Below are 24,688 nucleotides of genomic sequence, written 5' to 3'. Positions count from 1 at the left end.
TGCCCGCCTAGGTGATGAGGTAATAGAGCGGAAAGAGGTAGATCCAGATCAGGTCCACCAGGTGCCAGTACAGCCCGGCGTTCTCCAGGGCCACGAAATGGGCCGGGGTACACGTCCCGGCCGCGATGCGGGTCCAGACCCACAGGAACACGCCCATGCCGATGATCACGTGCAGCCCGTGCAGCCCGGTCATGGTGTAGTACAGGGAGAAGAAGGCCTGCCTGCCCGGTTCCCATTGGACCAGGGTCTCGCCCCCGGGGTAGAGGCCCGCGTGGATCTTGTGGGACCATTCGAAATACTTGATGACCAGGAAGCAGCAGGCCAGGCCCAGGGTCAGGAGGATGAACCCCTTGGCCGCCCTGGGGTTGCCCCGCTGCAGGCCAACCACGGACAGGGCCGCGAACAGGCTCGAGGTGATCAGGACCACGGTGTTGGTGGTCCCCATGGTCACGTCCAGAAGCTTGCTCGCCTCATGGAACTCCGTGGGATAGCGGCCCAGGGTCACCGAGTAGAGCACGAACAGGCCGCCGAAGAGCAGGATCTCCGTGAACAGGAAGATCCACATGCCCATCTTGGCGCCCTGGTAGTCCCTATGCTCCGTCATCGTCCCTCACTTGGCTGAAGTCGTAGGGCCCGTGGGTGACCACCGGCTCGGTGTCGAAGTTGTGCGTGGGCGGCGGGGACGGCAGGGTCCACTCCAGGGTGGCCGCCTTCCACGGGTTGCGGCCCACGGGCTCGCCCCGGTAGCGCGAGCGGATCAGGTTCCAGAGCATCAGCGCGAGCCCCACGAAGGTGATCCAGGAGCCGTAGGTCGACAGCTGATGCAGGGAGGTGAACTGCGGCAGATAGTCGTAGTAGCGCCGAGGCATGCCCTCCAGCCCGAGGAGGTACATGGGGAAATACAGCCCGTTCAGCCCGACGACCAGGATGAGGGCCGCGGCGATGGCCTGTTTGCGGTTGTACATCCTGCCGTACATCTTGGGGAACCAGTAGTGGATGGCCGCGAACATGCCGAACCCGGTGCCGCCGAAGATGACGTAGTGGAAATGGCCGACCACGAAGTAGGTGTCGTGGACGTGCATGTCCGTGCCGGCGGAGCCCAGGACCAGCCCGGTGATGCCGCCCATGGCGAAGAGGAAGATGAAGCCCAGCGCGTAGATCAACGGCGGCTCCAGCCGGATGGACCCCTTGTACATGGTCGACAGCCAGTTGAAGACCTTGACCGCCGAGGGCACGGCCACGATGAAGGTCAGGAACGAAAAGACCATGACCGCCGTGTCGGACATGCCGGACACGAACATGTGGTGCGCCCAGACCAGGGAGCCGGCGAAGGCGATGGCCAGGCTCGATCCCACGATGGTCTTGTAGCCGAAGATGGACTTGCGGCAGAAGACCGGGATGATGTCCGAGATGACCCCCATGGCGGGCAGGATCATGATGTACACCGCCGGGTGGGAATAAATCCAGAACAGGTGCTGGTAGAGGATCGGGTCCCCGCCCCGGGCCGGGTCGAAGATGCCCAGGCCGAGCACCCGTTCGACGACGATCAGAAGCACGGTGATGGACAGGATGGGCGTGGCCAGGACCTGAATCCAGGCCGTGGCGTAGAGCGCCCAGGCGAACAGGGTCAGCCGGGTCCAGGTCAGGCCGGGCGCGCGCAGCCGGTGGATGGTGACGATGAAGTTCAACCCCGTGAGGATGGACGAGAAACCGAGGATGAAGACCGCGGCCACGGCCACGGACACGTTGGTCGTGGTCGCGGCCGAGAACGGCACGTAGAAGGTCCAGCCCGTGTCGGGCGCACCCCCGCCGGTGAACAGCGAGATCAGCGCCGTGGCCCCGCCGATGGCGTACAGCCAGAACGAGAACGTGTTCAGCCTGGGAAAGGCAACGTCCTCGGCCCCCAGTTGCAGGGGCAGAAAGAGGTTGCCGAATGCCGCCGGGATGGACGGTATGACCACGATGAAGATCATGATCACCCCGTGCATGGTGAAGATGGCATTGTAGGCCTGCTGTCCGATGAAATCCTTGCCCGGCCAGAAGAGCTCCATGCGGATGACCAGGCCCAGCAGCACGCCGACAGCGAAAAAGGCGGTGATGCACCACAGGTAGAGCATGCCGATGCGCTTGTGGTCCAGGGTGAACAACCACTCGCGGACCCAGGACTTGCCGCCCGAAGCCATGAAGCCGGGACTCACCGCGTCCGTCGTCATCTAACGCCTCTTCTTTTTCTTGCCGCCGAGCAGCAGCCAGGCCAGGAATATGGCCACGAACCCGACGATGGTGAACCCGGAAACGCGCAGGATGTCGAAGACGTATCGCCGTCCCTGGGGATCGTAGTTGTAGCAGAAGGAAAGCAGCCGCTTCACGGACATTCCGGTCTGGCCCCGGGCCGCCTCGGTGCCCGCCATGGTGATGTCGAACGGCAGGAAGCTGGTCCCGTAGAGATAGCGGACCACCTTGCCGCCGGGCGCCACCGCGATGGCCGCCACCGGATGGGCCCACAGCCCGCCCTGCTTCTGGACCGTGTAGCCGACGGCCTTGAGCACGGCGTCGATGGACGCCTGGTCACCGGTCAGGAAGGTCCAGTATTCGGCCGGGAAGGCGTCGCCCGCGATGGCCGCGTAGTTGCGCTTGGCCCGGGCCGCGTCCTTGGGGGTCTCGCGGGCGTCGAAGCTCAGGGAAACCACCTTGAGTTCCTTGCCGGGCGCGAGCTTGACCTCGGGCAGGATGGAGGCCACCGAGCCCTGAAGCAGACTGCACACGTCCGGGCAGCGGTAGTAGATGGGCAGCAGCAGGACCGGCACATCGGCCAGTTCCGGCAGGGTCACCTCGTTGCCCTCGGAGTCGGTGAAGACCGCGTCCGGGAGCTGGGCCCCGAGATGCTCCTCGATACCCACCGGGAGGTCGGCCTGTTCGGCCTCCTCCATCATCTTGGCGTGGTCATGATCCGTATCCATGGGCTGGTCGCCCATATCGTGGCCGCCCATATCGTGGCCGCCCGTGTCCTGTCCATTCATGGCCGGACCGCCGCCGTCATGGCCATCCTGTTCCGGGGCCGATTGCGCCGTCCCGGCGCCCATGTCCATGCCGTCGGTCCCGCCGGTCGCCCCGCATGGGGCGGCCAGCAGGACGACGAGGCCGAGCGTCGCGATCAGGTACCGCATCCGCTCTTCCTAGAGGGAGCCGATGTAGTCGGCCAGGGCCTGGATTTCCTCCGGGGCCAGCTTGCCGGCCACGCGCTCCATGGTCCGCTTCTTGGCTCCGCCGTAGGTGCCGTCCTTGTAGCCCGTGAGCTTCATTTCAATTTCCTTGGCGGTCTGGCCCTTCAGGACCACGTCACCGCCGGCCTTGGAAGACTCGCTCCCGTCGCGATGGCAGGCCGCGCAATGTTTCTTGTAGTATTCCCCGCCGTCCACGGCAAAGGCGGCGGTCACGCCGAAGCAACACACGATGGTCAACACTGCCAGCAATTTTTTCATAGCGTCCTCAGATGGTTGAGATAATGATTTGAACTCGCTTCCTATCCGCCACAATAACCACTTTTCATTTTTTTTCAAACCACCCCCACACAAAAATAACGTTCCGCTCCGAATACGCCCCTCGCAAAAAGTAACCGCCTTCTCAATATTCTAATAGCTTATTTTACCTGACACGTCGTATGGTGACGTGAACCCGGGGCTCTGCGGCCCGGCAAAGAAGCTTTGGAGGGACTCTATGGGCATCAAATGGAAATTGCTGTTGATCACCGGTCTGCCGGTTTCCGCCATCCTGATCATCTTCGCTGTGGGGATCACCAGTTTCAACATACTTGACGCGAACATGGTCTCGGTGAACGGCCTGCACATGGACCGGGCCACCATGATCGACGCCGATCGCGACGCGTACCAGGCGCAGGTGGCGGTCATGAAGGCCGAGTCCGCGGCCTCGGTGGAAGCCCTGAACGCGGACAAGGCGGACTGCGCCGAAAACATGCGGCAGACCTGGGAGCGGATCACCGGCCCGGCCAAGGGGTTCAGCCCGGAGATGGACGGTGACTTCAACACGTTCAAGACCGATTTCAAGGCCTGGGAAAAGGCCAACAACACCATCCTGCAGCTGACCGACGAGACCCTGGCCGCCAACCTGGCCCGCGACGAGGAGGAAAAGGCGGCCCTGGCCTCCTTCGGCTCCATGCGCGAGATCATCAACCAGGTGGGCGAGACCGCCGACGAACGGCTGAAGAGTTCCCTGCTGTCCGACGAGGAGCGCAGGCGCACAGAGGAGGCTCTCTCCCTGATCCTCAACGCCGACCGCGACGCCTACCAGGCCTATGTGGCCCAGCTGTTGATCATCCGCACCCTCGACATCGAGGTGATCAAGAAGGAGGCCGGATCCTTTGCCGAGAACCTGGGACAGACCCGTGACCGTGTGACCAAGGGAGCGAGGCTCCTCGGCCCCGAGGGCCGGAAGTTCGAAAACGACTTCACGGCCCTGCTGGACACCTGGGCCGCGCACAGCCAGAAGGTGGTCGACCTGTCCTCGGCCAACGCGGACAAGAATCTCAGGCGGATCTCCCTGCTGGGCGAGAGCGAAAAGACCTTCGAGGCCATGCGCGCGTCCATCGACCGCCTGGGCCAGGCCCAGGTGAAGCGGGTCGAGACGAACATGACCCACCTCGGCGAGGTGGTCAGCCGGACCATCTGGACCTACGTGCTCATCTCGCTGCTGTTCACCCTGGCCTCGGTGGCGGTCACCCTGATCTTCTCCTCCCGGATGGCCGCGGTCATGAAGCGGGCGGCGGGCGTGGCCGAAGCCCTGTCCGGCGGCGACTTCACCGTGCGCCTGGACGTGGACCGCAAGGATGAGATCGGCCAGTTGGCCCAGGCCATCGGCGCCATGATCGAAAAACTCCGGTCCATCGTCTTCGAGGTCCAGGACTCGGCCTCCAACGTGGCCTCCATTTCCGAGGAGCTGGCCGGCTCCTCCCAGACCATGAGCCAGGGGGCCACCGAACAGGCCGCCGCCGTGGAAGAGGTCTCGGCCTCCATGGAGGAGATGTCCTCGAGCATCAGCCAGAACTCCGAAAGCTCCGGCAAGACCGGCGCGATCGCCGTGCGCACCGCCGACGAGGCCCGCAAGGGCGGCGAGGCCGTGCGCCAGACCGTGGAGGCCATGACCCAGATCGCGGAAAAGATCTCGATCATCGAGGAGATCGCCCGGCAGACCAACCTGCTGGCCCTGAACGCGGCCATCGAGGCGGCCCGGGCCGGCGAGCAGGGCAAGGGGTTCGCCGTGGTCGCGGCCGAGGTGCGCAAGCTGGCCGAACGCAGCGGCACCGCCGCCGCCGAGATCGGCGAGCTGTCCGCCTCCAGCGTGGAGGTGGCCGCCCGGGCCGGGAAGATGCTCGACTCCATCGTGCCGAACATCGAGGAGACCGCCGAACTGATCCAGGAGATATCCGCGGCCAGCAACGAGCAGAACGCGGGCGCCACCGAGATCAACAGCGCCCTGCAGCAGCTGGATTCCGTGGTCCAGACCAACGCCAGCTCCTCGGAGGAGATCGCCTCCACGGCCGAGGAACTGGCTTCCCACGCCGTGCAGCTCGAAGCGACCATGGCTTTCTTCAACCTCGGACACGGCTCCACCGGAGCCCTGCCCGCCGGATCGGGCAAGGGCAAGGCCAAGGCCAAGCCCGCCATGCTCCCCCCGGGCACGGCCAAGCGCCCGGCCCCGGAACCCGAGGGCGGCATGGACCTCGACCTGGACGAAGGGGACGACGCCTTCGAGCGGTTCTGATCCCCATGGCCCAGCTCTCCATACAGGGCGGCTCCGAGACAGGGGCCGCCCTTTTTCGCACCCGCTTCGAGAAACGCCCCCTGGCCTGCGCTCCAGAAGGCCAGGCCCACCAGGCAATAGCGCAAAGCCGCCTCATCGCGATCGGCCAGGCCGCTTTCGGTCCGACGGCGCTCGATTGAAGCAGTCAATGCCCTCGACGATCCGCCCCCCAAAAGGATGCCGGTCGACAGGCCCGACGCCCCAGCCTCTAACCGGACAAAACCTCCCGATCCGGGAGGAAAACGCCCCTCAACCCCGCCGTAGAGCCAAATCCGGGGTTCGTTTGGTTATTTTACTGGAAAATAACGAACTCAACAGGTCGGAAATACTCATTTAACTCTGAAAAGAATGGACTATTTTCTTGCCATGTGCTTATACATAGCTCTGTCTCAGGCCAAGAGGTTGCGGACGGTAGGTAACCAAAGGGAATGTTTGGGCATTCCCTGTCAAGCCATGTCTTGAGTCCGAGATTTCAGCTGGTATCAGCAATGGAATCGGGGGTGCACTTCGGGAAGGGATGCACATTCCGGTTCGGACGGCGCAGGCCGCCGGACCGCCTCGGATCCTTGGGAGTCGAAAGCGTCGGGTGCGGCGATCCCGGACGGATCGCTCATGGAGGGGTTCACCGCCCGTTGCGGGTCATTCCTGGATTCAGACACATCAGCCGGGCCGCGCGTGACGGGTCCGGCGGGCGGCTGCGATCCGATGAACCTGCCGGGACGGCCCGAAGCGACCGCCGCCGGATGCACACGACCCCGCGTTGAATGAACGATCTCGCCTCTCGGGCGGGATGATTTTTTGCCGCTCCCCTGCGGGGCGGTGTCACAACACAAGGGGGTGCTATGGGAAAAATCTCCTCATGGGATTGGGAACCCGGCCAAAAAACGGTCGTGAAATCCCTGTCCCTCCTCGAAGGACACGAATGGCAGGAAGAGCCTTACGTCTCGCCCGACGGCGAGACCCTTGTCGCGATCGTCAAGGTCGGCGACGGCGAATTCTCCGTTCGAACCAACGACTCGGTCTGGGAAGCCACGTTCGAAAAGATCTGGTATCCGAAATTCTCCCCTGACGGCCGCCTGACCGCCATCTGCCAGCAGGACATGGAATGGGTCCTGACCGTGGACGGCGAAGCCATGGGCGAGACCACCGACTACATCTGGGACACCATGTTCAGCGGGGACGGTTCCGTCATCGCCACCATGTACAAGTCCATGGAACAGTACGGCATGTGCGTCAACGGCGAGCCCTGGGAAACCCTGTATGAAAACGCCAGCATGCCCGTTCTGTCCAAGGACGGCGCGCACACCGCCGCCGTGGTCCAGGCCGAGGGTCTGGCCGCCGCCGACCTCGAAGGGTTCAAGCGCGGCGTGTACACCGTGGCCGTGGACGGCGAGGCCTGGCAGGGGCGTTACGTCAACGTCTGGAACCCGGTCTTCAACGGCGCCGGCGATTCCGTGGCGGCCACCTGCCGGACCACGGTGTACGACCACACCGTCGTGGTCGACGACAAGCCCTGGCCCGTGTCCTACAACCAGGTCTGGGAGCCGGTCTTCTGTCCCAAGGACGGCGGCGTGGCCGCTCCGGTCCGCGTGGCCGGCAAGTGGGGCGTGGCCAAGGACGGGCAGACCCTGTGGGAGCCCCGCTACGTCCAGTGTTTCTACCTGCAGTACGACGCCTCCGGCGAGAAGCTGTGGTCCGTGGTGGCCACCAGCTACGGCCAGTTCACCGCCTGCGTGAACAACGCCGCCTGGAACGAGACCTGGCCCACCGTGTCCGACCTGGTGGTCAGCCCCGACGGCGAGCGCGCCGCCATCCTGGCCTCGGACAGCAACGAGAACTTCCGCATCGTGGTGGACGGCACTCCCTGGTCCGGCACCTACGACATGGCCTGGCCCGCGGTCTTCTCTTCCGATTCCAAGGCCGTTGCCGCCAAGGTGGAAAAAAACGGCAGATTCCGGATTCTGGTCAACGGCAAGTCCTTTGAACGGGACTTCGACGCCGTGTGGCCCCCGATCTTCAGCGAGGACGGCGCCAAGGTGCTCATCCGCGCCATCGAGAACAACAGCTACGTCCGCATCGTCGCGGAAGTATGCGACTTCTAAGGGGGAGCAGATATGACTGATTTCTATGTCTTCGCCACCGGCCCCCTCGCCTGGATCGCCTTCGGCATCTTCATCCTGGGCGCCATCTACCGGTTGGTCAGCATGTATTCGCTGGCCAAGGCCAAGGACGGCTCCTCCATCGCCTACATGAGCTGGTACTACGGGCTCCGCTCCATCCTGGTGTGGATGATCCCGTTCAAGTCCATGGGCTGGAAGTCCGATCCCCTGATGACCGTGACCACCTTCGTCTTCCACCTCTGCTTCCTGTTGGTGGCCGTGTTCCTGGGCGCGCACGCGGTCCTGTGGGACACCGCGTTCGGCATCTCCATCCCGAGCCTGCCCGCGCACCTCGGCGACACCGTCAGCTTCGTGGCCCTGGCCTGCTGCCTGGTCTTCGCGTACCGGCGCTTCGCGCTGCCGCACGTCAAGGGCGTCACCCGCTGCCAGGACTGGTTCGCCCTGATCCTCGTGGCCCTGCCGTTCATCACCGGCGTGCTGGCCTACCATCAGGTGGGCTCGCCCCTGGTCATGACCACCCTGCACGTACTCTCCGGGGAACTGCTGCTCGCCCTGATCCCGTTCACCCGCCTGAGCCACGCGCTGTTCGTCCTGTTCACCAGGGCGTACATGGGTTCCGAGTTCGGCGGCGTCCGCCATGCCAATGACTGGTAGGCCAAACCATCACAGTAACGCGAGGTACGAATAATGAGTCACATAGCTGACAGAATCATATCCGATGTCGGCCTTGAAGCCGGCGTCGCCGCGTTGACCGCCGACAAGATCGAGAAGGTGGTCAACCAGGTGCTCAAAGGTGAGACCGGGGCCAAACTCCGGGCGTACAGGGAGACGTGCATGCGCTGCGGCCTCTGTTCGCAGGGCTGCCACTACTACATGTCCCACGACGCCGACCCGAGCTACTCGCCCGTGAACAAGGCCACCGAGACCATGTACGAACTGATGGACAAGAAGGGCAAGGTCTCGCCCCAGCGGATCTACCAGATGGCCCAGATGGCCTACACCGAGTGCAACCTCTGCAAGCGTTGCGCCCACTACTGTCCCATCGGCATCGACACCGGCTACATCATGTCCATGGTGCGCCGCATCTGCTACCTGCTGGACGTGGTCCCGCAGTACATCCGCGACACCGCCCACTCCCACGCCTCGACCATGAACCAGATGTGGGTCAAGGACGACGAGTGGATCGACTCCCTGCAGTGGCAGGAGGACGAGGCCCGCGACGAGTTCCCGGACCTGCGCATCCCGTTGGACAAGGAAGGGGCCGAGGTCTACTACTCGGTCATCGCCCCGGAGCCCAAGTTCCGGACCCAGCTGATCTACCAGGCCGCGGCCATCATGAACGCGGCCGGCATCGACTGGACCATGCCGTCGCATCCGGGCTGGGACAACTCGGACATGTGCATGTTCGTGGGCGACTACGAAAACATGGGCCGCCTCAAGCGCGCCCACTACGAATCGGCCCAGAAGCTGCGCGTCAAGCGCATCGTCATGGGCGAGTGCGGCCACGCCTTCCGCTCGGTCTACGACATGGGCAACCGCTGGCTCGGCCACAAGAAGATGCCGGTCCCGGTCAACCACGCCATCGAGTTCTACTGGGAGCTGATCAACGAGGGCAAGATCAAGATCACCCACCAGTACGAAAACCCGGTGACCATCCAGGACCCGTGCAACATCATCCGCGGCAAGGGCCTCATGGACAAGCTGCGCGACGTGGTCCACTTCCTGTGCAAGGAAGTGGTCGAGATGACCCCCAACCGCGAGCACAACTACTGCTGCTGCGCGGGCGGCGGCGTGATCAACTGCGGGCCGCCGTTCAAGAACACCCGCATGACCGGCAACCGCATCAAGGCAGAACAGCTCAAGGCGACCGGCGTGCACGACGTGGTCATCCCCTGCCACAACTGCCACGGCGGCATCGAAGACCTGATCGGCTACTACGATCTCGGAATGCACGGCAAGTTCGTCAGTGACCTCATTTACGAACTGATGGAAAAACCGGAAGTCTAGGAGGACGCCATGAAAAAGAACACCTTCACGCTCGCGGCCTCCCTGCTGACCGTCATCCTGCTGGTCGTCGCGTACATGGCCCCCGCGGCCTTTTCCCAGGACGACATGACCCAGGTGCCCGCGGACGGCTTCGCCAAGCTCGAACGCCCCCGCGTGCCCTTCATGCATGACGCGCACAACGAAAAGGCCGGCCTGGAAGACTGCGTCGTCTGCCACCATTCGAAGAACGACGACGGCACCCGCAACATGGAGGAATCCTCCGAGGGCGAGCCGTGCAGCTCCTGCCACGCGGAAAAACGCGACGACGGCGGCACCCCGCTCATGCGCGCCTACCACCTCCAGTGCCAGGGCTGCCACAAGGAACAAGGCAAGGGCCCCGTAGCCTGTGCCGAATGCCATCCCAAATCCTAACGGATTTGGATAGACCCCCGAAAACAAGGCGGCTCCACAAGGGAGCCGCCTTTTTTCTTGGGTCTGGTGGGGGGCGGCTTCCGATAGCGGGCCGTCTGCACATTTTTTCCGGCCGCGCCAATCCTCACGTAGACGGCTACGCTGCGGTTGTCGCGGCCGGAAGAAAATGCACAGCCGACCCACTCTCGAAAGCCTTGTGCGAGCGCGGGGGAAAGAGCCGCTGTCGGGTGCTGCGCACCCGAATCGCTCCAAAGGGAGGAGGGGCGCGTTGGGAGAGTGTTTTTGGGTGGGCGCTGTTTGGGTGCCGGAGCATCCAAAGGCGCTTTTGTCAATCTGATGGTGAGCCTACCCCGCGAAGCGGATAGAAAAAGTTTAGGAGGGTGAGGGGGATGGGGGGTCCGGGGGAAGGGGGAGAGGGAAGCCCTTTTCAAAGGGTTCCCTCTCCCCCTTCCCCGGCCGCCGGAGGCGCTAATCGAACAGCTTGAAGTCGTTGAGGAAGCGTTCCTTGCGGCGGGCGACGGCGGCGTCGTCGGACATGATCATGTCGAGTTGGCGGGTGTGGGTGATGAGGTAGCCGATGATCTTGAGGCGGTTGCCCATGGTGTCGTGGTCCAGGCCTTCGACGCGGGCGAACATGTTGTCCTGGCGCACGCGCACGCGGAAGTCGAACATCTCCAGGAGGTCGCCCACGAACCGGGCGCGGCGGATGCGGCGCTCCATGTTGGCGGCCCCGCCCTTGAACTGGAAGGAGGCGTAGTTCTCGCTGATCCGGTCGCCCACCAGGGCCTCGACCCCGCAGAAGTGGAAGCCGAAACGGGACTGAAGCGAGCAGTAGTTCCTCGAGACCATGAAGTAGTTCTTCTGGGTGTAGCGGGTGTTTGCGGACGGGACCAGGTCCGGGTTCATGGTGGCCTCGAACATGACCGACATGAGCCCCCGGCCGTGGACCGGCGGCGGGCCTTCCCAGGGCACGGCCTGCATGCCCTCCCAGAGCATCCGCATGGGGTAGGAGACGATGTGTTCCAGCAGGATGCAGCGGTCCTTGCGCTCCTGGCCCTCGGGCGAGAACCCGTCGTCCAGGTTGAGGATCCAGAACTGCTTGGGCACGTCGCAGATGAGCTGGCGGCTGGCGGCCTCGATGTAGTCGTCGTGGGTGCCGAACTCGAACATGACGTTCACGGCCCGCTCGTGGCAGTAGCGCATGACGTCGTGCAGGGTCCGGCAGTTGGCGGGCTTGAACTCCGGGGACTCCGGGTTGGTCAGGTTCAGACGGACGATGTGGCGGGCGGCCTTGCGCAGGGCGCCCTGAACCGGGCTGCCGCGCATGATCCGCTGCCGGGGATGCTCCTTGAGCAGGGCTTCCACAGCGCCGTCGTAGACCGCCCTGCCCTCGGCGTCCACGGTCAGGATGCGGCCGTTCTCGAACCGGCCGACCGCGTCCTTGACCCCGAACAGGGCCGGGACGCCGAACTCGCGGGCCACGTTGGCCAGGTGCCCGGCCATGCCGCCCTGCTCGGAGATGAGCGCGCTGGCGCGGTCCAGCAGCGCCGCCCGGCTGGGCAGGGCCTGGCGCAGGATCAGCACGCCGCCGTCCGGGAAGGACAAGGCGTCCACGTCCTTGCGCAGGGTGAAGGCCGGGCCCACGCCCACACCCGGGCTGGCGGTCCGTCCGCCGGTCAGCACGGGCTCGGGCAGGTTGGCGGCGGGCGCGGAATCCTCCCCCGAAGAGACGCGCATGAGCGGGCGGCACTGCAGCAGGTGGAATATCCCGTCCCGGGTCATGGCCCACTCGATGTCCTGGGGCGTGCCGAAATGCTCCTCGATGCGCACGGTCTCGCGGGCCACGAGCAGGGCCTGCTCCTCGGTCAGTGACGGCTGCGCCCCCATGTCCCCGGTCAGCTCCTCGCGGCAGACTCCCTCGTGCTGGCTGCACACGTACATGTCGGCCTTGTCGGCCACGTGGACCTCCTCCAGGCGCAGGGGCTCGCGGGCCACGATGAATTCGTCGGTCCCGGCCGTGCCGTCCACCACGGGCTTGGGCAGCCCCCAGACAGAACTGATGGACACGCGGTCGTCGCGCACGTTGACCGGGTTGCCGGAGTAGGCCACGCCCCCGGCCACGGCCTCGACCATGGTCATGCAGCCCACGGACATGGCCACGTCGTCGTCGCGGATGCCGTGGCTCAACCGGTAGGCCATGGCCTGACGGGAATACTTGGAGGCGACCACCTCCTTGTAGGCGTCGAGCAGGGAGGAGCGGTCCACGTTGAGCACGGACCGGTACTGGCCCGCAAAGGAGGAGCCCTCGATGTCCTCGCCGAGCGCGCTGGAACGCACGGCCAGATCCGGGGATGAGCCGAGCCGCTCGGACAGCCGGTCGTAGGCGGCCAGGATGGCCGAGGCCAGGTCGTCCGGCAGGCTCGCCTCCATGACCAGCTGCATGATGCTGGATGAGGCCTGGAACACGGATTCGCGGTCGTCGCCCGCCATGGTCTGGATGAGCCGGTCGATCTCCGCGCCGAGCCCCTGGCTCTTGGCGAACCGCTGGAAGGCCGCAACGGTGACGACGAAGCCGGACGGAATGCTCAGACCCAGGCTGGTCCCGGCCTCGCCGAGCATGGCCATCTTGGGGCCGCACAGGTCGGCGTGGTCGCGGTTGACCTCGGCGAGATCGATGACCAGTTCGCCGCCCACCCCGTGGGCCTCGGGCTCCAGCTCCTCCATGATCCGCTCGTTGATGGCCTGCATGGCCGCGACCAGGTCGTCGTGGCCCTGGGTCTCGAGCTCGCCCAGGTGGCGGACCATCTGATAGATGGAGGTGGTGATGCGCGTGCACAGGGTGCGCACGAAATGCATGCCGTAGGGGGTGAAGCCGCGCAGGGCCTCCTCCAGCTCGCCCATGAGTTCGTGGGCGCGGGTGTTGGCCTGGATGAGCAGCCGGAAATGGTCGTAGCGCGTGGCAAAGACGCGGCGCATCTCGGCCCGCTCCTCGGGAGTCTTTTCCTTCTTGCGGAAGCGCAGCCAGTCGAACAGGCCCATGGGGTGTCGTCCTTCGCAAGCAGCCTAGATCAGGGTCGCAGGGTTCATGGGGAAAGGCGCGGAAGGGATCGCGGTCACTCGCCGCCGGTCCGGGCCGCGATGCGGTCCTCGTGGTACTTCTTGCGCTTGTAGGCGTCCTCGAGCTTGTAGAGCAGCTCCTCGAACTCCACGGGCTTCATCAGGTAGTCGAAGGCCCCGAGCTCCATGCCCCGGATGGCTATCTCCATGCTGGCGTGGCCCGTGAGCATGACCACCTCGATGAGCGGGTCCACCTCCTTGATCTTGTGCAGGGCGGTCAGCCCGTCCATGCCGGGCATCTTCACGTCGAGCAGGACCACGTCCGGTCGGCTGGCCGCCAACCGTTCCAGGGCCTCCTCGCCCGAGCCCGCCTGGTCCACGTCCATGCCCCGGCGCTTGAGCCGCTTGCACAGGGTGTTTCGGAAGGATTCCTCGTCGTCCACGAGGAGCGCTTTTATGTCGGCCATGGGCCACTCCCGTCTCGTTGTCGTTTACCGCCGCCCGGCCACGGCTTCCCCGACCTTTTCGAGGAGGTCGTCCAGGTCGCACGGCTTGAGCAGATAGTCGAAGGCGCCGGACCGGACGCCCTCTCTGGCCGCCTGCTCCGAGCCGTGGCCGGTGAGCATGATGACCGGCATGTCCGGCACCATCTTCTTCATTATCTGCAAGACCTCTATGCCGTCCATATCATCCAGCTTGAGATCGAGCACGGCCACGTCGAAATCATTGTTCCGGAGCACCCGGACGGACTCCGCGCCGCTGCCCGCCGTGGTCACGAGGTAGCCGCGCTTGCCCATGCGCTTGGCCAGCACGTCGAGAAAGCCGAGCTCGTCGTCGACCAGGAGCACGCGGATGAGGGCATCAGACATGGCGGCCCCCCTAATCGCCCCGGCGCAGGACGATGTGCCTGGCCCGGGCCTCGAGGATCTTGTTCTCGTGGGCCTCCTTCCTGCCCTGGGCCTCGCCGATCTTGGCCGTCAGGCTTTCCAGGTCGCACGGCTTCATCAGGTAATCGAAAGCCCCGGACTTCATGCCCTCGATGGCCGACTCCACGGTGGCGTGGCCGGTCAGCATGATCACCTCCACCAGGGGGTGGGCGGCCTTGATCCGCTTCAGGGCCTCGTTGCCGTCCATGCCCGGCATCTTGACGTCCAGGACGACCACGTCGAAGAAGATGTCGCCCTTGTCCAGGGCGTCAAGCGCCTGCGGGCCGTCGTAGGCCACGCCCACGGTGTAGCCCCGGTTCTCCAACCGCTTGGCCATGGTGTCCACAAAACCCTTTTCATCGTCCACGAGCAATACTCTGGCAGGCATGTCGTCCTCCCGTTGGTCGCCTTCGGGTTACGCCTCCGGGGTCCCGGCCCCGTCGGGCGCGTCCCCGCCGCCGTTTTTTCCGGCGGGCAGGCTGATGGTGAAGGTGGTGCCCCGGCCCACGGCGGAATCCACGGTGATGGTCCCGCCCAACTTGTTGATGATCCCGTAGATGATGGACAGGCCGAGCCCGGTCCCCTTGCCCACGGGCTTGGTGGTGAAAAACGGATCGAAGATGCGCGACAGGTTGGCCTCGGGGATGCCGGAGCCGGTGTCCGAGACCAGGGCCAGGACCGTGTCGCCCTCCTGGCGGGTGATGATGTCCAGGTCGCCGCCGCCCGGGTCCATGGCGTCGATGGCGTTGTTGACCAGGTTGAGGAAGACCTGCTGCATCTCGGACGGGCTGGCCTCGATGGGCGCGATGTTGTCACCCAGGCTGGTCTCGATGACCACGTTGGCGTACTTGGCCCGCTGTCCGGACAGCTCGGCGATCTCCCGGACCAGCTCGTTGAGGTCGAACGACATGACCGTGGGGTCGATCTTACGGGCGAAGGACAGCAGCTTGTGGGTGATCTCCTTGCAGCGCCCGCCCTGGGTGCGGATCTGGTTCAACGCCCGCTGGACCTCGCGCTCGTTGTCGTCCCTGGACAACCCCTCCTCCAGGAGGTCCTGAATCCAGCCCGCCTCCTCGACCATGATGGCCACCGGGTTGTTGATCTCGTGGGCGATGCCCGCGGCCAGTTCGCCGACGCTGGCCAGCTTGCCCGCTTCGATGACCTGCTCGTTCAAGATCTCCTTGGCCGCGTCCGCCCGCTCCACCTTGCGGGCCATGCGGCGACTCATGAGAAAGGCCATGACCGTGATGGCCAGGCCGCCCAGAAACAGGATGCCGATGGCCAGATCGCGGCTGCGGTTCAGGGTGGCGAAGGCGTCGGCCGTGTCCTGCTGGTAGACCATCAGCCAGTCCCCGCCCTTGATCGGGCTGGTCACGAAGATGGTCTCGCGGCCGGTGGCCGGGTTGTCCATGACCGCCATGGCCGCCCGGCCGTGCACCTGGTCGGCGCTTCCGGTCAGGGACCGGGCCAGCTCGCGCAGGAACGGGGCCTCGGCGGTCATGTCACGGCGCGGGGTTGTCTGGAACTCGCCCTCGCGGTTGACGATGTAGGCCATGCCGGTCTCGCCGATGCGGATGTCCTCCACCAGCCGGTTGAAGGCGATGAAATCCAGGGTGGAGCGCAGGACCCACTCGCGGCCTTCGGCGCGCATGCGCAGGGCGATGATGAAGTGCGGCACGCCGCGCATGCCCAGCCCCACGTCGCTGACGTGAACCGTCTTCTCGCGCACGGCCTTGAACCACGGCTCGCGGGAGTAATCCAGCCCCTGCAGCCTGAACGGGCCGGAATAGGCCACCTGGATGCCGTGCTCGTCGATCAGCCCGAGATCCACGAAATCGGTGCCGTGTCCCAGGGTCAGGGCGTCGTGCAGGGCCCTGATGCCCTCGGGCGTGGCCAGACGCCCAAGGTCGATGACCTTGGCCAGGACCCTGATCTCGGCCATTTTCTCGTCCAGGTAGGAGTCGATGGTCTGGTCGTGTTTGAGGACCAGCTCGCGCAGGTGCGCCTCGACCTTCTCCTCGTAGGCCACGCTGTACTGGTATCCGGCGATGAGCACCACCACGAGCAAGGGGGCGAAGGAGACCAGGATGATGGTGAACATCATGCTCTTGGCCAGACCCTGGTAATAGTGCGCATCGGACATGAACCCGCTCCATTCGGCGTTGGGCGCGCCCCGGACCGTCTGTCCGGCAGGCACGCTTCGATTCAGCCCCAACGTACACCGGGATTCAATAATATGGCAACAAAATCCGCATTTTCCATAGCGGAAAGAGCATACCCCCGACCAAAAGCCACAACGCCGTACATATAGATTCCATTGATTCTTCGGCGATTCCGTGGTTATCTGGCCCCATAGCCCCAATTCCCTTGAACAACCCAAGACCGGATACCGACATGCGCAGCCCCCTGACCGCCCTTCTCCTGATCATGGCCCTTGTCTCCGGGTGCGTCTCCTCCAGGGGAATGACGCAACGGACCGCCCCCATGTTCTATTCCATGAGCTCCTCCCAGGCTGCCGCGGACAACAAGGCGGCGGCCGTGGAGGGCATGGGCCCGCTGGAGCTCCAGGCGGCGGTCATGGCGTTCGCCGACACGACCAACTCGCGCATGGACGAGGCCGCGGCCATCCTCGAGGACATAGGCACGCCCCAGGCGCGGCTGACCGCCGCCCGCATGCAGGTTTACAACAAGGCCAGCAACGTGGAGATCGCGGCCGGGCCCTATCCCGGCATCGCCCTGCTCGACCTGATCGTGGCCGTCAGCCTGCGGCGCACCGTATGGGAGGAATACTGGGTGCCCAAGGTCTTCGGCGACGCCGCCCTGCCCGTGCTGGACATCTTCAGGGAGGTGGAGCGGGACGTCTGGCAGTTGGCCGACCGGATCATGACCCCCGAGCAGGAGGGGGAGCTCATCCGCATCATCAAGCAGTGGCGGGAGAAATACCCGGACTCCGTCTCGGTCAGCTACGTGCGCTTCGAGGACTTCGGCGAACTCGGCCTGAAGCCGTCCATGAGCCGGTTGCAGGCCCCGGGCGGGCTGTTCGCCAGCGTCGAGAAGGCGGCCCTGGTCGCCGAGGACATGAAGGTGGCCATCGACCGGGCCTTCTATCTGGTCTCGCGCATGCAGCTGCAGGTCAACGCCCAGATCAAGCTGGCCTATCTGGAGATGGTCTTCCAGCCCGAGATCGACGGCATCATCCGCGATACCGACAAGATGACCGGGCTGAGCGAGCGCTACGCCGAGATCGCCGAGAAGCTTCCGGCCGAGGTCGGCGGCCAGGCCTCCCTGCTGATCACCCAGCTCTTCGACAATCTCAACACCCAGCGGGACAGGACCATGAACCAGGCCATGGAAGGACTGTTCAAGCTGCAGACCGAGACCGTGTCCGGCGTCATGACCAACGTCTCCAGGGAGCGTCAGGCGGCCCTCGACCAGGCCCTCAAGGGGCTTGAAACGCAGCAGCAGGCCCTGTTCCAACGCATGGACGGGCTGGTGGCCCGGAGCCAGGCCAACCTCGAGGCCACTCTGGACCACGCCTTCCTCCTCGGGCTGATGCTCATCGGAGCCTTCTTCGCCGGGCTGATCCTCTACCGGCTCGTGGCCGGGCCGAGAAGAAAGCGAACCGACTAGGCGTTCCTAATGGATTGACCATGGATTCCGCGGCCGAATTGCTCTAACATGGTTCGGGTCGGAACAACTTCACAGCAAGCGGGGGCTTCATGCTTTCCTTTCTCGATAAGATCAACATAGGCACGCCAAGGCTCCGCCGCGTTGCATTCTGGCTGCTGGCCGCCTTCATCGCCTACACCCTGTTCGGCTTCCTCGCCGCGCCCGCGATCATGAAATCCGTGCTGGTCAGCCAGGTCACGGAGGCCACCAAGCGCGAAACCTCGGTGGGGGACATCTATTTCAACCCGCTGACCTTCCGCCTGGAACTGTCCGGCCTGCGCATCAAGAACCTCAAGGAGGAGGGCGACCTTCTCTCCCTGAACCACATGGAGGTCGCGCCCGGCGTCTCCACGGTCTGGGAGCTGGCCCCGGTGGTCAGCTATCTCAAGCTCGACGGGCTCAACGTCGACGTGACCTTCTACGGCGACGGCAAGTACTCCATCTCCGACCTGCTCGGCACCCCGGACAGCGTCAACCAGAAGGACGCCGAAAAGAAACCCGAGGAGAAAAAGGGCGCGGTCTTTCCCTTTGCCCTGTACGGCTTCGAGCTGACCAATTCCGCCATCACCTTCGACGACCGGCCCCGCCAAAAGAAGCACGTCATCTCCGACATCCATCTGCGCGTGCCGTTCACCTCGAGCATCGAGGACAAGGTCAAGGAATTCACCCAGCCGATGTTCACGGCCGTGGTCAACGGCGACCCGGTGGAGCTCAAGGGCAAGACCCTGCCCTTCGACAAGACCCTCCTGACCGAGTTCGAGCTGGGCGCGGTGGACGTGGACCTGCACCAGTACTGGAAATACGTGCCCATCAAGACCCCGCTCGAGCTCAAGACCGGACGGTTCACCTCGGACATCTCCCTGTTTTTCGAGCGGCCCGACGCCCAGCGGATCAACCTCTTTCTGGGCGGCGGCGGGACCCTGACCAACCTGGAACTGACCGCGCCCGGAGACGGCCCGGTCTTCTCCTTGAAGAAGCTGGCCTTTGAGATGGAGCGCTTCTCCCTGGGCGACAACGCCCTGATCGTCAAGCGGGTGTCCATGGACCAGCCGTTCTTCAAGGTCGTGCGCCGGGCGGGCGGGGAAATCAATTGGACGGACTATTTCCCGGGCTCCGAGCCCGGGACCACCGGCCCCAAGGTCAAGACCGAGGCGGACACCGATTCGGCCTTTGTCCTGGACGTGCGCAAATTCGAACTCAACGACGGGACCATGGATTTCCGCGACGACCTGGTCAAAGGCGGGTTCAAGCGGACCTTTTCCAAGCTCGACCTGTCCGTGGAAAACCTGTCCACCCGCGAGGCCCAGACCAGCATCTTCAAGGGCTCCTTCGGTGCCGAGGGATTCGTCTACCTCAACGGCGAGACCACCCTGGACCCGCTCGCGGTCAAGGCCACCGTGGCGGGCAAGGACCTGAACGTGCCTGCCTACGGCCCGTACATCAACGAGGCCCAGCCGCTGGTGGTGGACTCCGGCAAGCTCGGCTTTTCCGTGGACATCGCCTATCGTGACCAGGACGGCGAGCCGCGGGTGACCGCGCAAAACGGGACCCTGAACCTGGCCGGGCTGGCCGTGCGCAAGCCCGAGGCCAAGGCGCCGAGCTTCACCCTGGGCGCCCTGGACGTGTCCGGCGCGGCCCTGGACCTGGCCGCCCGGCGGGTGGACGTGGCCGAGGTCAAGCTGACCGGCCCCTCGGCCGAGATCACCCGCGAGAAGGACGGCCGCCTGGATCTGCAGCGGGTCATGGACGAGGCCGCGAAGGCGGGAGACGAAATCGAGACCGGGCAACCGGCCGAGACCGAACCGGAGCAATCCCCCGCCGCCGACGATGCGCCCGAAACGCCCTGGACCGCGACCGTGAAACACTTCGTGGTCGAGGACGGTTCCGCCGACTTCCGCGACCTGGCGCTGAAGGACCCGGCCCGGCTCGGAATCCGCGATTTCAAGCTCGACTCCACCGACATCACCACGGAAAAGGGCGCGGACATACCCTTTGCCCTGAGCGGCGGCTGGACCGGCGGCGGCTGGTTCTCGGTGCGCGGCAAGGCCGCCTTGGAACCGCTGGCCTCCACCGGCTCCATCCGGGTCGAGAAATTCGGGCTGCGCCCCTTGGACGGCTATCTGGCCGAGGACACCGACCTGCTCGTCGCCGACGGCCAGGCCTTCGCCTACCTGGGCTACACCTTCTCCGGCGGCGAGACCCCGAAGTTCACGCTCAAGGGCAGCACCGGGCTGACCGGTCTCAAGGTCAAGACCACTTTCGACGACGCCGAGATGGCGGGCATCGACCGGCTGGACGTCAAGGGCATCGACTTTGCGAGCGAACCCATGACCCTGGCCCTGGGCGAGATCAACCTGGACGGGCCGCGCGCCCTGATCCACCTGGACAAGGACGGCAGGCTGAACGTCCGGCGCGCCCTGCGCCTGCCCGAGCCCGCGCCGCCCGCCGAGGAACGGACGGCCGAGGGCGAGCAGCCCGTGCCCGTGCCCGCGGCCGAGGTCAAAAAGGTCGAGGAGCAAACCGAGGAAAAGGCCGCCGAGGAGAAGCCGTTCTTCGAGACCCTGACCGTGGGCAAGATCGGCATGCAGAATGGCCAGGTCGCCTTCCGCGACGAAAGCGTGCACCCGGCCTTCGCCACCGAGGTCACGGACATGGCCCTGTCCCTGACCGACATCGGCCAGACCGAAGAAGCCCGGCCCAAGGTGGATTTCAAGGCAAAAGTCGGGCCCACGCCCGTGTCCGTGACCGGCGTGGTCAATCCGCTGATCACGCCCATCTATTCGGACCTGGCCATCTCGGTGAACGGCATGGAGCTGGTGCCCCTGACCCCGTACACCCTCAAGAACCTGGCCTATCCCATCCAGAAGGGGCGGCTCTACGCGGACGTGACCTTCAAGACCGACGACTGGGTCCTGGACGCCAAGAACAAGTTCTTCATCGAACAGTTGCAGCTGGGCAAGAAGGACAAGCGGCCCGACGCGCCGAACATCCCGGTGGAGTTCGGCCTGTCCCTGCTCCAGGACTCCAACGGCGACATGCAGCTCAACCTGCCCATCACCGGGCGGCTGGACGACCCCAACTTCCGCATCGGCGGCATCGTGTTCAAGGCCATCATCAACCTGTTGTTCAAGGCCCTGACCTCGCCGTTCTCCCTGATCGGCTCCATGTTCGGCGGCGGGGAAAACATGGACTTCGTGGTCTTCGAGCCCGGCCGGGCGGCGCTCGGCGCCCAGGGCGAGGAGAAGCTCGACACGGTCATCAAGGCCCTGACCGAACGCCGGAAGCTCAAGCTCGAAGTGGACGGCGTCACGGACCCGGCGGCCGACACGAACGGCCTCATCCAGGCCATCCTGGAACGCAAGATCCGGCAGGCCAAGTACGACGACCTGCCCCGGTCCAAGCGGGCCGAAACCTCGGTGGACCAGGTCACGGTCGCGCCCGACGAGTACGAGGACATGCTCTACGAGGCCTATGCCGACGAGCCGGACGAGGAGGACGTCAAGCCCACCACCCTGTTCGTCACCGACCGCCAGCCCGTGGAGGTCATGGAGAAATTCATCCGCGACCGCATCCAGGTCACCGACGAGATGCTCCATCAACTGGCCATGGAGCGTGCGAATGCGGTCAAGGCGTACATCATCGCAAAGAACCCCGAGCTGACGGATCGCGTCTTCCTCCTGGACAAGGACGACAAGTCCGCAGGCAAGACCGGCGTGCCCAAGCATAGAGCCGACCTAGGCATCAACTAGCGGCTTGCGATAGCGGGCCATCTGCGCCGCTTTCGGGGTTGGCGGCCTGTCCTCGCCGTACGGGGGTACGGCTGCGGTAGCCGCGAACCCCGAAATCGACACATCTGACCCACTCTCCCAAGCCTATTCCGGGCACGAGGGTATCGACAAAAAAGGGCCTCATCGATGATGAGGCCCTTTTCCAATGTGACTCTGAAACGCGTTACTTGAGGACGATCTCGTCCAGGGACTTGCGGTTGCGGGGCGGGACGGACGGTTCGTCGGGATGGCCCACGGCCAGGAGGCAGACCACGCGCTGGTCCGGGGTCAGGCCGAAGCGCTCCTTGAGCGGCCCCTCGTTGAACATGCCCACCCAGCAGGTGCCCAGGCCGAGTTCCACCGCCCGAAGCATGATGAAGGACACGGCCAGGGCCACGTTCATGGCCGACGCGCCGAACCGGGCGGTCTCGGACGCCTTTTCCTCGCGCTCGGCGTAATCCAGGACGCCCTGGGTCGGCTCCTCGTCCATTATCTTGTTTTCCTTGTAGAAGAAGGCGCTCGCCTGGGTGTCGCGGACATACCCTTCCAGGTCCGCGCAGCAGACCAGGATGGCCGGAGCGCCCGCCAGCCAGCGCTGTTTCCTGGACACCTCGCTGGACGCTATCCACTCGCGGGTCGCCTCGTCGGTGACCGGGATGAACCGCCACGGCTGGGAATTCAGGCTGGACGGGGCCTGCCGGGCCGCCTCCAGCAACTCTTCGAGCGCCGCCTCGGACACGGGCTCCCCGGTAAACGAACGCACGCTGTGCCGCGCGGCAATGGCTTCCTTGACGGTCATGGTCATGGCTTCACTCTCTTGTTTCGGTATTGCGATCGCGCCCCGCGGGATGGGACGGTTCCTTTCCTGCCCGCGATACTACCGCACAACCGGCCAAGGTCAACGTCCTTCCCGCAAAAAAAGAAACCGCGCCGCAAAAGCGGCGCGGTAAAAAATATGAATCCCACAATCCCAATTTGTTAGAATCGCCCTTATCTCCCGCACTCCATTGGCGGGTAGGTGCCGGAGACGCGAGGCGACGGAGGTACAGCCGTAACCTTTACGGCAAACCTACGGCAACGAAGCGGATCAGGCGCCTACCCGCCAATGGAGGCCATGCGGGTCTTGCAGACGCCGTGGTCCGAGGCGCGCATGCGGCGCAGCAGCTCGTTGCCGATGGGCTTGTTCTTCCCGGCCAGACGGATGATCTTCTCGACCTGGGCCATGCCCAGGGCGGGATGGCGCAGGGCCGGGCGCAGCCGGTAGACCCTGTCCGAGAAAAGACAGGTCCGCAGATTGCCGTCCGAGGTGATGCGCAGCCGATTGCAGGTGGAACAGAAATGGTCGGTGTAGGGGGAGATCAGCCCGATGCGGCCCCGGCCGCCCTCGATGTCGAACATGCGGGCCGGGCCGTGGCGGCGCTCGCCGGATTTCGTCACCGGAACCAGTTCGGCAAAGGCGCGGGCCTCGGACAAAATCTCGGCGGCGGTCCAGACGCGTCCGTCCTCCCAGCCGGTCTCCGTGCCCACGGGCATGAACTCGATGAACCGGAAATCCACGGGATGGGTGCGGGCGAACTCGATGAAATCGCCCAACTCGTCGTCGTTGACGCCCTTCATGGCCACGGCGTTGACCTTCAGGGCCATGCCCGCGTCCAGGCAGCGGTCGATGTTCTCCCGGACCGCGGCGAAATGGTCGCGGCCGGTGATGGTCACGAATTTCTCCGGGTTCAGGGTGTCCAGGGAGATGTTCACCCGCCGGATGCCCGCCTCGGCCAGCCGCTTCACGTCCGGGCCGATGAGGGTGGCGTTGGTGGTCACGCACAAATCCATGTCGGTGAAGCGCCTGGCCGCGTTGATCATGAAGTCCGCAAATCCCTTGCGCACAAAGGGCTCGCCCCCGGTGAAGCGGATTTTGCGCACGCCGAGGTTGCGGGCCATGGCCATCAGCTCCATGATCTCCTCGTAACGCAGGATGTCCGGGTGGGGGATGAACTCCAGGCCCTCGCCCGCGCAGTAGGTGCAGCGCAGGTTGCAGCGGTCGGTCACGCTGATGCGCATGTAGCTGACCTCGCGGCCGTGCTTGTCCTCCAGGTGCTCGTGCATGCCCGTACCTACGCGAAAATCTCTTTCTTGGTCACGGCCTCGGACTTGACCCGGTCCAGAAAGTCGGCCAGCGCGGGCTTGACGTTCTCGCGGATATCGCCGGCCACGATCAGGAACAGCACGTCGTCGCCGGGCTGCATATGGCCGGAATTGGCGTGGCACCAGGCTCGGAAGATGCCCTCGCGTCCCTCGATTTCCTGGCGGATTTCCTCCATCTTTTCGAAATCGGGCGTGATCTCGATGGCGGTGACCTCCTCGTGGCCTTTGCGGGACCAGCCGCGCACCACGCCGTTGTGCACCAGGACCATGCCCACGTTCTCCACGAAACCGGGTTCCTTCTTCAGATCGGCCAAGGCCTTGTTGATGTCCATATCCGACTCCTTGTTGTCACATTTCGTACCGGGTGAGGGTATGCCCTAGGCCCGAAGCAGACAACCATTTTGTTTTTCCCCCGGATCAGGCACCCGGAAGAGGCGAAAAATAATACCACGGCCCGGGGAATAGGCTATGCTTGACAAAACGGCCGCACAGGCCGCCCAAAATCGGCACTCCTCCCATAGCTGACGGTTCCAAGGCATCGTACCAGGAGAGGCCGCGTTCCCCGGATCCAGGCCCTCCACTGTGGCCGGCGGTACCTGCAACGCGGCTTTGATGCCCGAACCGTCCTGAGCGGGGCCAGGGTCAGCTCCCGGTCAAACCCGGTCCGGGACCGCCTGGCCCCTTTTGGCGGCCAAGGGATGCCTCCGGCGGCAGGGGCGCCGCCCCGGACCCCGCTCAAGAACCTTTTGAAAAAGGTTCTTGAGAATCTCCA

Annotated in this window: 19 protein-coding genes; 7 read left to right on the top strand and 12 right to left on the bottom strand. The window is 64.8% G+C overall.

Annotated elements, in window-relative coordinates:
- Window positions 1–7: 7 nt before the first annotated feature.
- Genes BerOc1_RS13475 through BerOc1_RS13460 form a run of 4 tightly spaced genes read right to left on the bottom strand, consistent with a single transcriptional unit; the run spans window position 8 to window position 3,482 of the window.
- A complete protein-coding gene (locus BerOc1_RS13475) occupies window positions 8–604 on the bottom strand; it encodes a cytochrome c oxidase subunit 3 family protein (RefSeq protein WP_071546190.1) in 597 nt (198 codons plus the stop codon).
- Entirely contained in the window at window positions 591–2,213 is a 1,623-nt protein-coding gene (gene ctaD / locus BerOc1_RS13470) for a cytochrome c oxidase subunit I (RefSeq protein WP_071546189.1), read from the bottom strand. Before ctaD ends, BerOc1_RS13475 begins: the two co-directional genes overlap by 14 nt.
- Window positions 2,214–3,167 (bottom strand): SCO family protein, encoded by a 954-nt coding sequence (locus BerOc1_RS13465; protein ID WP_071546188.1) that lies wholly within the window; start codon window positions 3,165–3,167, stop codon window positions 2,214–2,216.
- Between the two features lie 9 nt (window positions 3,168–3,176).
- The gene (locus tag BerOc1_RS13460) at window positions 3,177–3,482 is read right to left on the bottom strand and encodes a c-type cytochrome (RefSeq protein WP_071546187.1); all 306 of its coding nucleotides are present in this window, start codon (window positions 3,480–3,482) and stop codon (window positions 3,177–3,179) included.
- A 235-nt stretch (window positions 3,483–3,717) separates the two neighbouring features.
- Here BerOc1_RS13460 and BerOc1_RS13455 point away from each other — a divergent pair, with 235 nt between their 5' ends.
- The 5 genes from BerOc1_RS13455 to tmcA all read left to right on the top strand — a co-directional run bounded on the left by BerOc1_RS13455 (window position 3,718) and on the right by tmcA (window position 10,355).
- On the top strand, window positions 3,718–5,778 hold the full coding sequence (locus BerOc1_RS13455; RefSeq protein WP_071546186.1) for a methyl-accepting chemotaxis protein: 2,061 nt from the start codon (window positions 3,718–3,720) through the stop codon (window positions 5,776–5,778).
- Window positions 5,779–6,659: 881 nt separating this feature from the next.
- Complete coding sequence (tmcD, locus tag BerOc1_RS13450; RefSeq protein ID WP_071546185.1) at window positions 6,660–7,919, top strand: electron transfer complex subunit TmcD; 1,260 nt, start codon at window positions 6,660–6,662, stop codon at window positions 7,917–7,919.
- A 12-nt stretch (window positions 7,920–7,931) separates the two neighbouring features.
- Window positions 7,932–8,591 (top strand): TmcC family electron transfer complex membrane anchor subunit, encoded by a 660-nt coding sequence (tmcC, locus tag BerOc1_RS13445; protein WP_071546184.1) that lies wholly within the window; start codon window positions 7,932–7,934, stop codon window positions 8,589–8,591.
- Window positions 8,592–8,624: 33 nt separating this feature from the next.
- Window positions 8,625–9,944, top strand: a complete 1,320-nt coding sequence (gene tmcB / locus BerOc1_RS13440; protein WP_071546183.1) for an electron transfer complex ferredoxin TmcB — start codon at window positions 8,625–8,627, stop codon at window positions 9,942–9,944.
- A gap of 9 nt (window positions 9,945–9,953) precedes the next feature.
- The gene (tmcA, locus tag BerOc1_RS13435) at window positions 9,954–10,355 is read left to right on the top strand and encodes an acidic tetraheme cytochrome c3 TmcA (protein ID WP_071546182.1); all 402 of its coding nucleotides are present in this window, start codon (window positions 9,954–9,956) and stop codon (window positions 10,353–10,355) included.
- A gap of 468 nt (window positions 10,356–10,823) precedes the next feature.
- Here the strand turns inward: tmcA and BerOc1_RS13430 are convergent, their stop codons facing one another.
- From BerOc1_RS13430 to BerOc1_RS13410, 5 genes are all read right to left on the bottom strand, one after another.
- Window positions 10,824–13,394: a PEP/pyruvate-binding domain-containing protein gene (locus BerOc1_RS13430; protein WP_071546181.1), complete on the bottom strand. Its 2,571-nt coding sequence runs from the start codon at window positions 13,392–13,394 to the stop codon at window positions 10,824–10,826.
- Between the two features lie 74 nt (window positions 13,395–13,468).
- Window positions 13,469–13,879 carry a response regulator gene (locus tag BerOc1_RS13425; RefSeq protein ID WP_071546180.1) on the bottom strand — a complete coding sequence of 137 codons (411 nt, stop codon included), beginning with the start codon at window positions 13,877–13,879 and terminating at the stop codon, window positions 13,469–13,471.
- Between the two features lie 24 nt (window positions 13,880–13,903).
- Window positions 13,904–14,281 (bottom strand): response regulator, encoded by a 378-nt coding sequence (locus tag BerOc1_RS13420; protein WP_071546179.1) that lies wholly within the window; start codon window positions 14,279–14,281, stop codon window positions 13,904–13,906.
- Window positions 14,282–14,291: 10 nt separating this feature from the next.
- On the bottom strand, window positions 14,292–14,726 hold the full coding sequence (locus BerOc1_RS13415) for a response regulator (RefSeq protein WP_071546178.1): 435 nt from the start codon (window positions 14,724–14,726) through the stop codon (window positions 14,292–14,294).
- 27 nt (window positions 14,727–14,753) lie between these two features.
- Complete coding sequence (locus BerOc1_RS13410) at window positions 14,754–16,535, bottom strand: sensor histidine kinase (protein WP_242652994.1); 1,782 nt, start codon at window positions 16,533–16,535, stop codon at window positions 14,754–14,756.
- A gap of 197 nt (window positions 16,536–16,732) precedes the next feature.
- On the opposite strand from BerOc1_RS13410, the gene BerOc1_RS13400 reads away from it, so the two are divergent.
- On the top strand, window positions 16,733–17,968 hold the full coding sequence (locus tag BerOc1_RS13400) for a hypothetical protein (protein WP_129586539.1): 1,236 nt from the start codon (window positions 16,733–16,735) through the stop codon (window positions 17,966–17,968).
- Between the two features lie 89 nt (window positions 17,969–18,057).
- The gene (locus BerOc1_RS13395) at window positions 18,058–21,756 is read left to right on the top strand and encodes a DUF748 domain-containing protein (protein ID WP_071546174.1); all 3,699 of its coding nucleotides are present in this window, start codon (window positions 18,058–18,060) and stop codon (window positions 21,754–21,756) included.
- Between the two features lie 202 nt (window positions 21,757–21,958).
- On the opposite strand, the gene BerOc1_RS13390 is transcribed toward BerOc1_RS13395, so the two are convergent.
- The 3 genes from BerOc1_RS13390 to BerOc1_RS13380 form a co-directional block, all read right to left on the bottom strand.
- The gene (locus BerOc1_RS13390; protein WP_071546173.1) at window positions 21,959–22,579 is read right to left on the bottom strand and encodes a nitroreductase family protein; all 621 of its coding nucleotides are present in this window, start codon (window positions 22,577–22,579) and stop codon (window positions 21,959–21,961) included.
- A 290-nt stretch (window positions 22,580–22,869) separates the two neighbouring features.
- Entirely contained in the window at window positions 22,870–23,877 is a 1,008-nt protein-coding gene (gene moaA, locus BerOc1_RS13385; RefSeq protein WP_071546172.1) for a GTP 3',8-cyclase MoaA, read from the bottom strand.
- Between the two features lie 8 nt (window positions 23,878–23,885).
- On the bottom strand, window positions 23,886–24,248 hold the full coding sequence (locus BerOc1_RS13380) for a molybdenum cofactor biosynthesis protein MoaE (protein WP_071546171.1): 363 nt from the start codon (window positions 24,246–24,248) through the stop codon (window positions 23,886–23,888).
- Window positions 24,249–24,688 lie beyond the last annotated feature (440 nt).

This window comes from Pseudodesulfovibrio hydrargyri (genome assembly GCF_001874525.1).
In the GTDB taxonomy this organism is placed as follows: Bacteria; Desulfobacterota; Desulfovibrionia; order Desulfovibrionales; family Desulfovibrionaceae; genus Pseudodesulfovibrio; species Pseudodesulfovibrio hydrargyri.
Note: the sequence above shows the minus strand (reverse complement) of the source record. Positions and strands in the feature narration are given on the sequence as shown.

Bases quoted from the DNA above. Each gene is read 5' to 3' on its own strand.
- BerOc1_RS13475 (WP_071546190.1), bottom strand. From the start codon at position 604: ATGACGGAGCATAGGGACTACCAGGGCGCCAAGATGGGCATGTGGATC.
- ctaD (WP_071546189.1), bottom strand. From the start codon at position 2,213: ATGACGACGGACGCGGTGAGTCCCGGCTTCATGGCTTCGGGCGGCAAG.
- BerOc1_RS13465 (WP_071546188.1), bottom strand. From the start codon at position 3,167: ATGCGGTACCTGATCGCGACGCTCGGCCTCGTCGTCCTGCTGGCCGCC.
- BerOc1_RS13460 (WP_071546187.1), bottom strand. From the start codon at position 3,482: ATGAAAAAATTGCTGGCAGTGTTGACCATCGTGTGTTGCTTCGGCGTG.
- BerOc1_RS13455 (WP_071546186.1), top strand. From the start codon at position 3,718: ATGGGCATCAAATGGAAATTGCTGTTGATCACCGGTCTGCCGGTTTCC.
- tmcD (WP_071546185.1), top strand. From the start codon at position 6,660: ATGGGAAAAATCTCCTCATGGGATTGGGAACCCGGCCAAAAAACGGTC.
- tmcC (WP_071546184.1), top strand. From the start codon at position 7,932: ATGACTGATTTCTATGTCTTCGCCACCGGCCCCCTCGCCTGGATCGCC.
- tmcB (WP_071546183.1), top strand. From the start codon at position 8,625: ATGAGTCACATAGCTGACAGAATCATATCCGATGTCGGCCTTGAAGCC.
- tmcA (WP_071546182.1), top strand. From the start codon at position 9,954: ATGAAAAAGAACACCTTCACGCTCGCGGCCTCCCTGCTGACCGTCATC.
- BerOc1_RS13430 (WP_071546181.1), bottom strand. From the start codon at position 13,394: ATGGGCCTGTTCGACTGGCTGCGCTTCCGCAAGAAGGAAAAGACTCCC.
- BerOc1_RS13425 (WP_071546180.1), bottom strand. From the start codon at position 13,879: ATGGCCGACATAAAAGCGCTCCTCGTGGACGACGAGGAATCCTTCCGA.
- BerOc1_RS13420 (WP_071546179.1), bottom strand. From the start codon at position 14,281: ATGTCTGATGCCCTCATCCGCGTGCTCCTGGTCGACGACGAGCTCGGC.
- BerOc1_RS13415 (WP_071546178.1), bottom strand. From the start codon at position 14,726: ATGCCTGCCAGAGTATTGCTCGTGGACGATGAAAAGGGTTTTGTGGAC.
- BerOc1_RS13400 (WP_129586539.1), top strand. From the start codon at position 16,733: ATGCGCAGCCCCCTGACCGCCCTTCTCCTGATCATGGCCCTTGTCTCC.
- BerOc1_RS13395 (WP_071546174.1), top strand. From the start codon at position 18,058: ATGCTTTCCTTTCTCGATAAGATCAACATAGGCACGCCAAGGCTCCGC.
- BerOc1_RS13390 (WP_071546173.1), bottom strand. From the start codon at position 22,579: ATGACCATGACCGTCAAGGAAGCCATTGCCGCGCGGCACAGCGTGCGT.
- moaA (WP_071546172.1), bottom strand. From the start codon at position 23,877: ATGCACGAGCACCTGGAGGACAAGCACGGCCGCGAGGTCAGCTACATG.
- BerOc1_RS13380 (WP_071546171.1), bottom strand. From the start codon at position 24,248: ATGGACATCAACAAGGCCTTGGCCGATCTGAAGAAGGAACCCGGTTTC.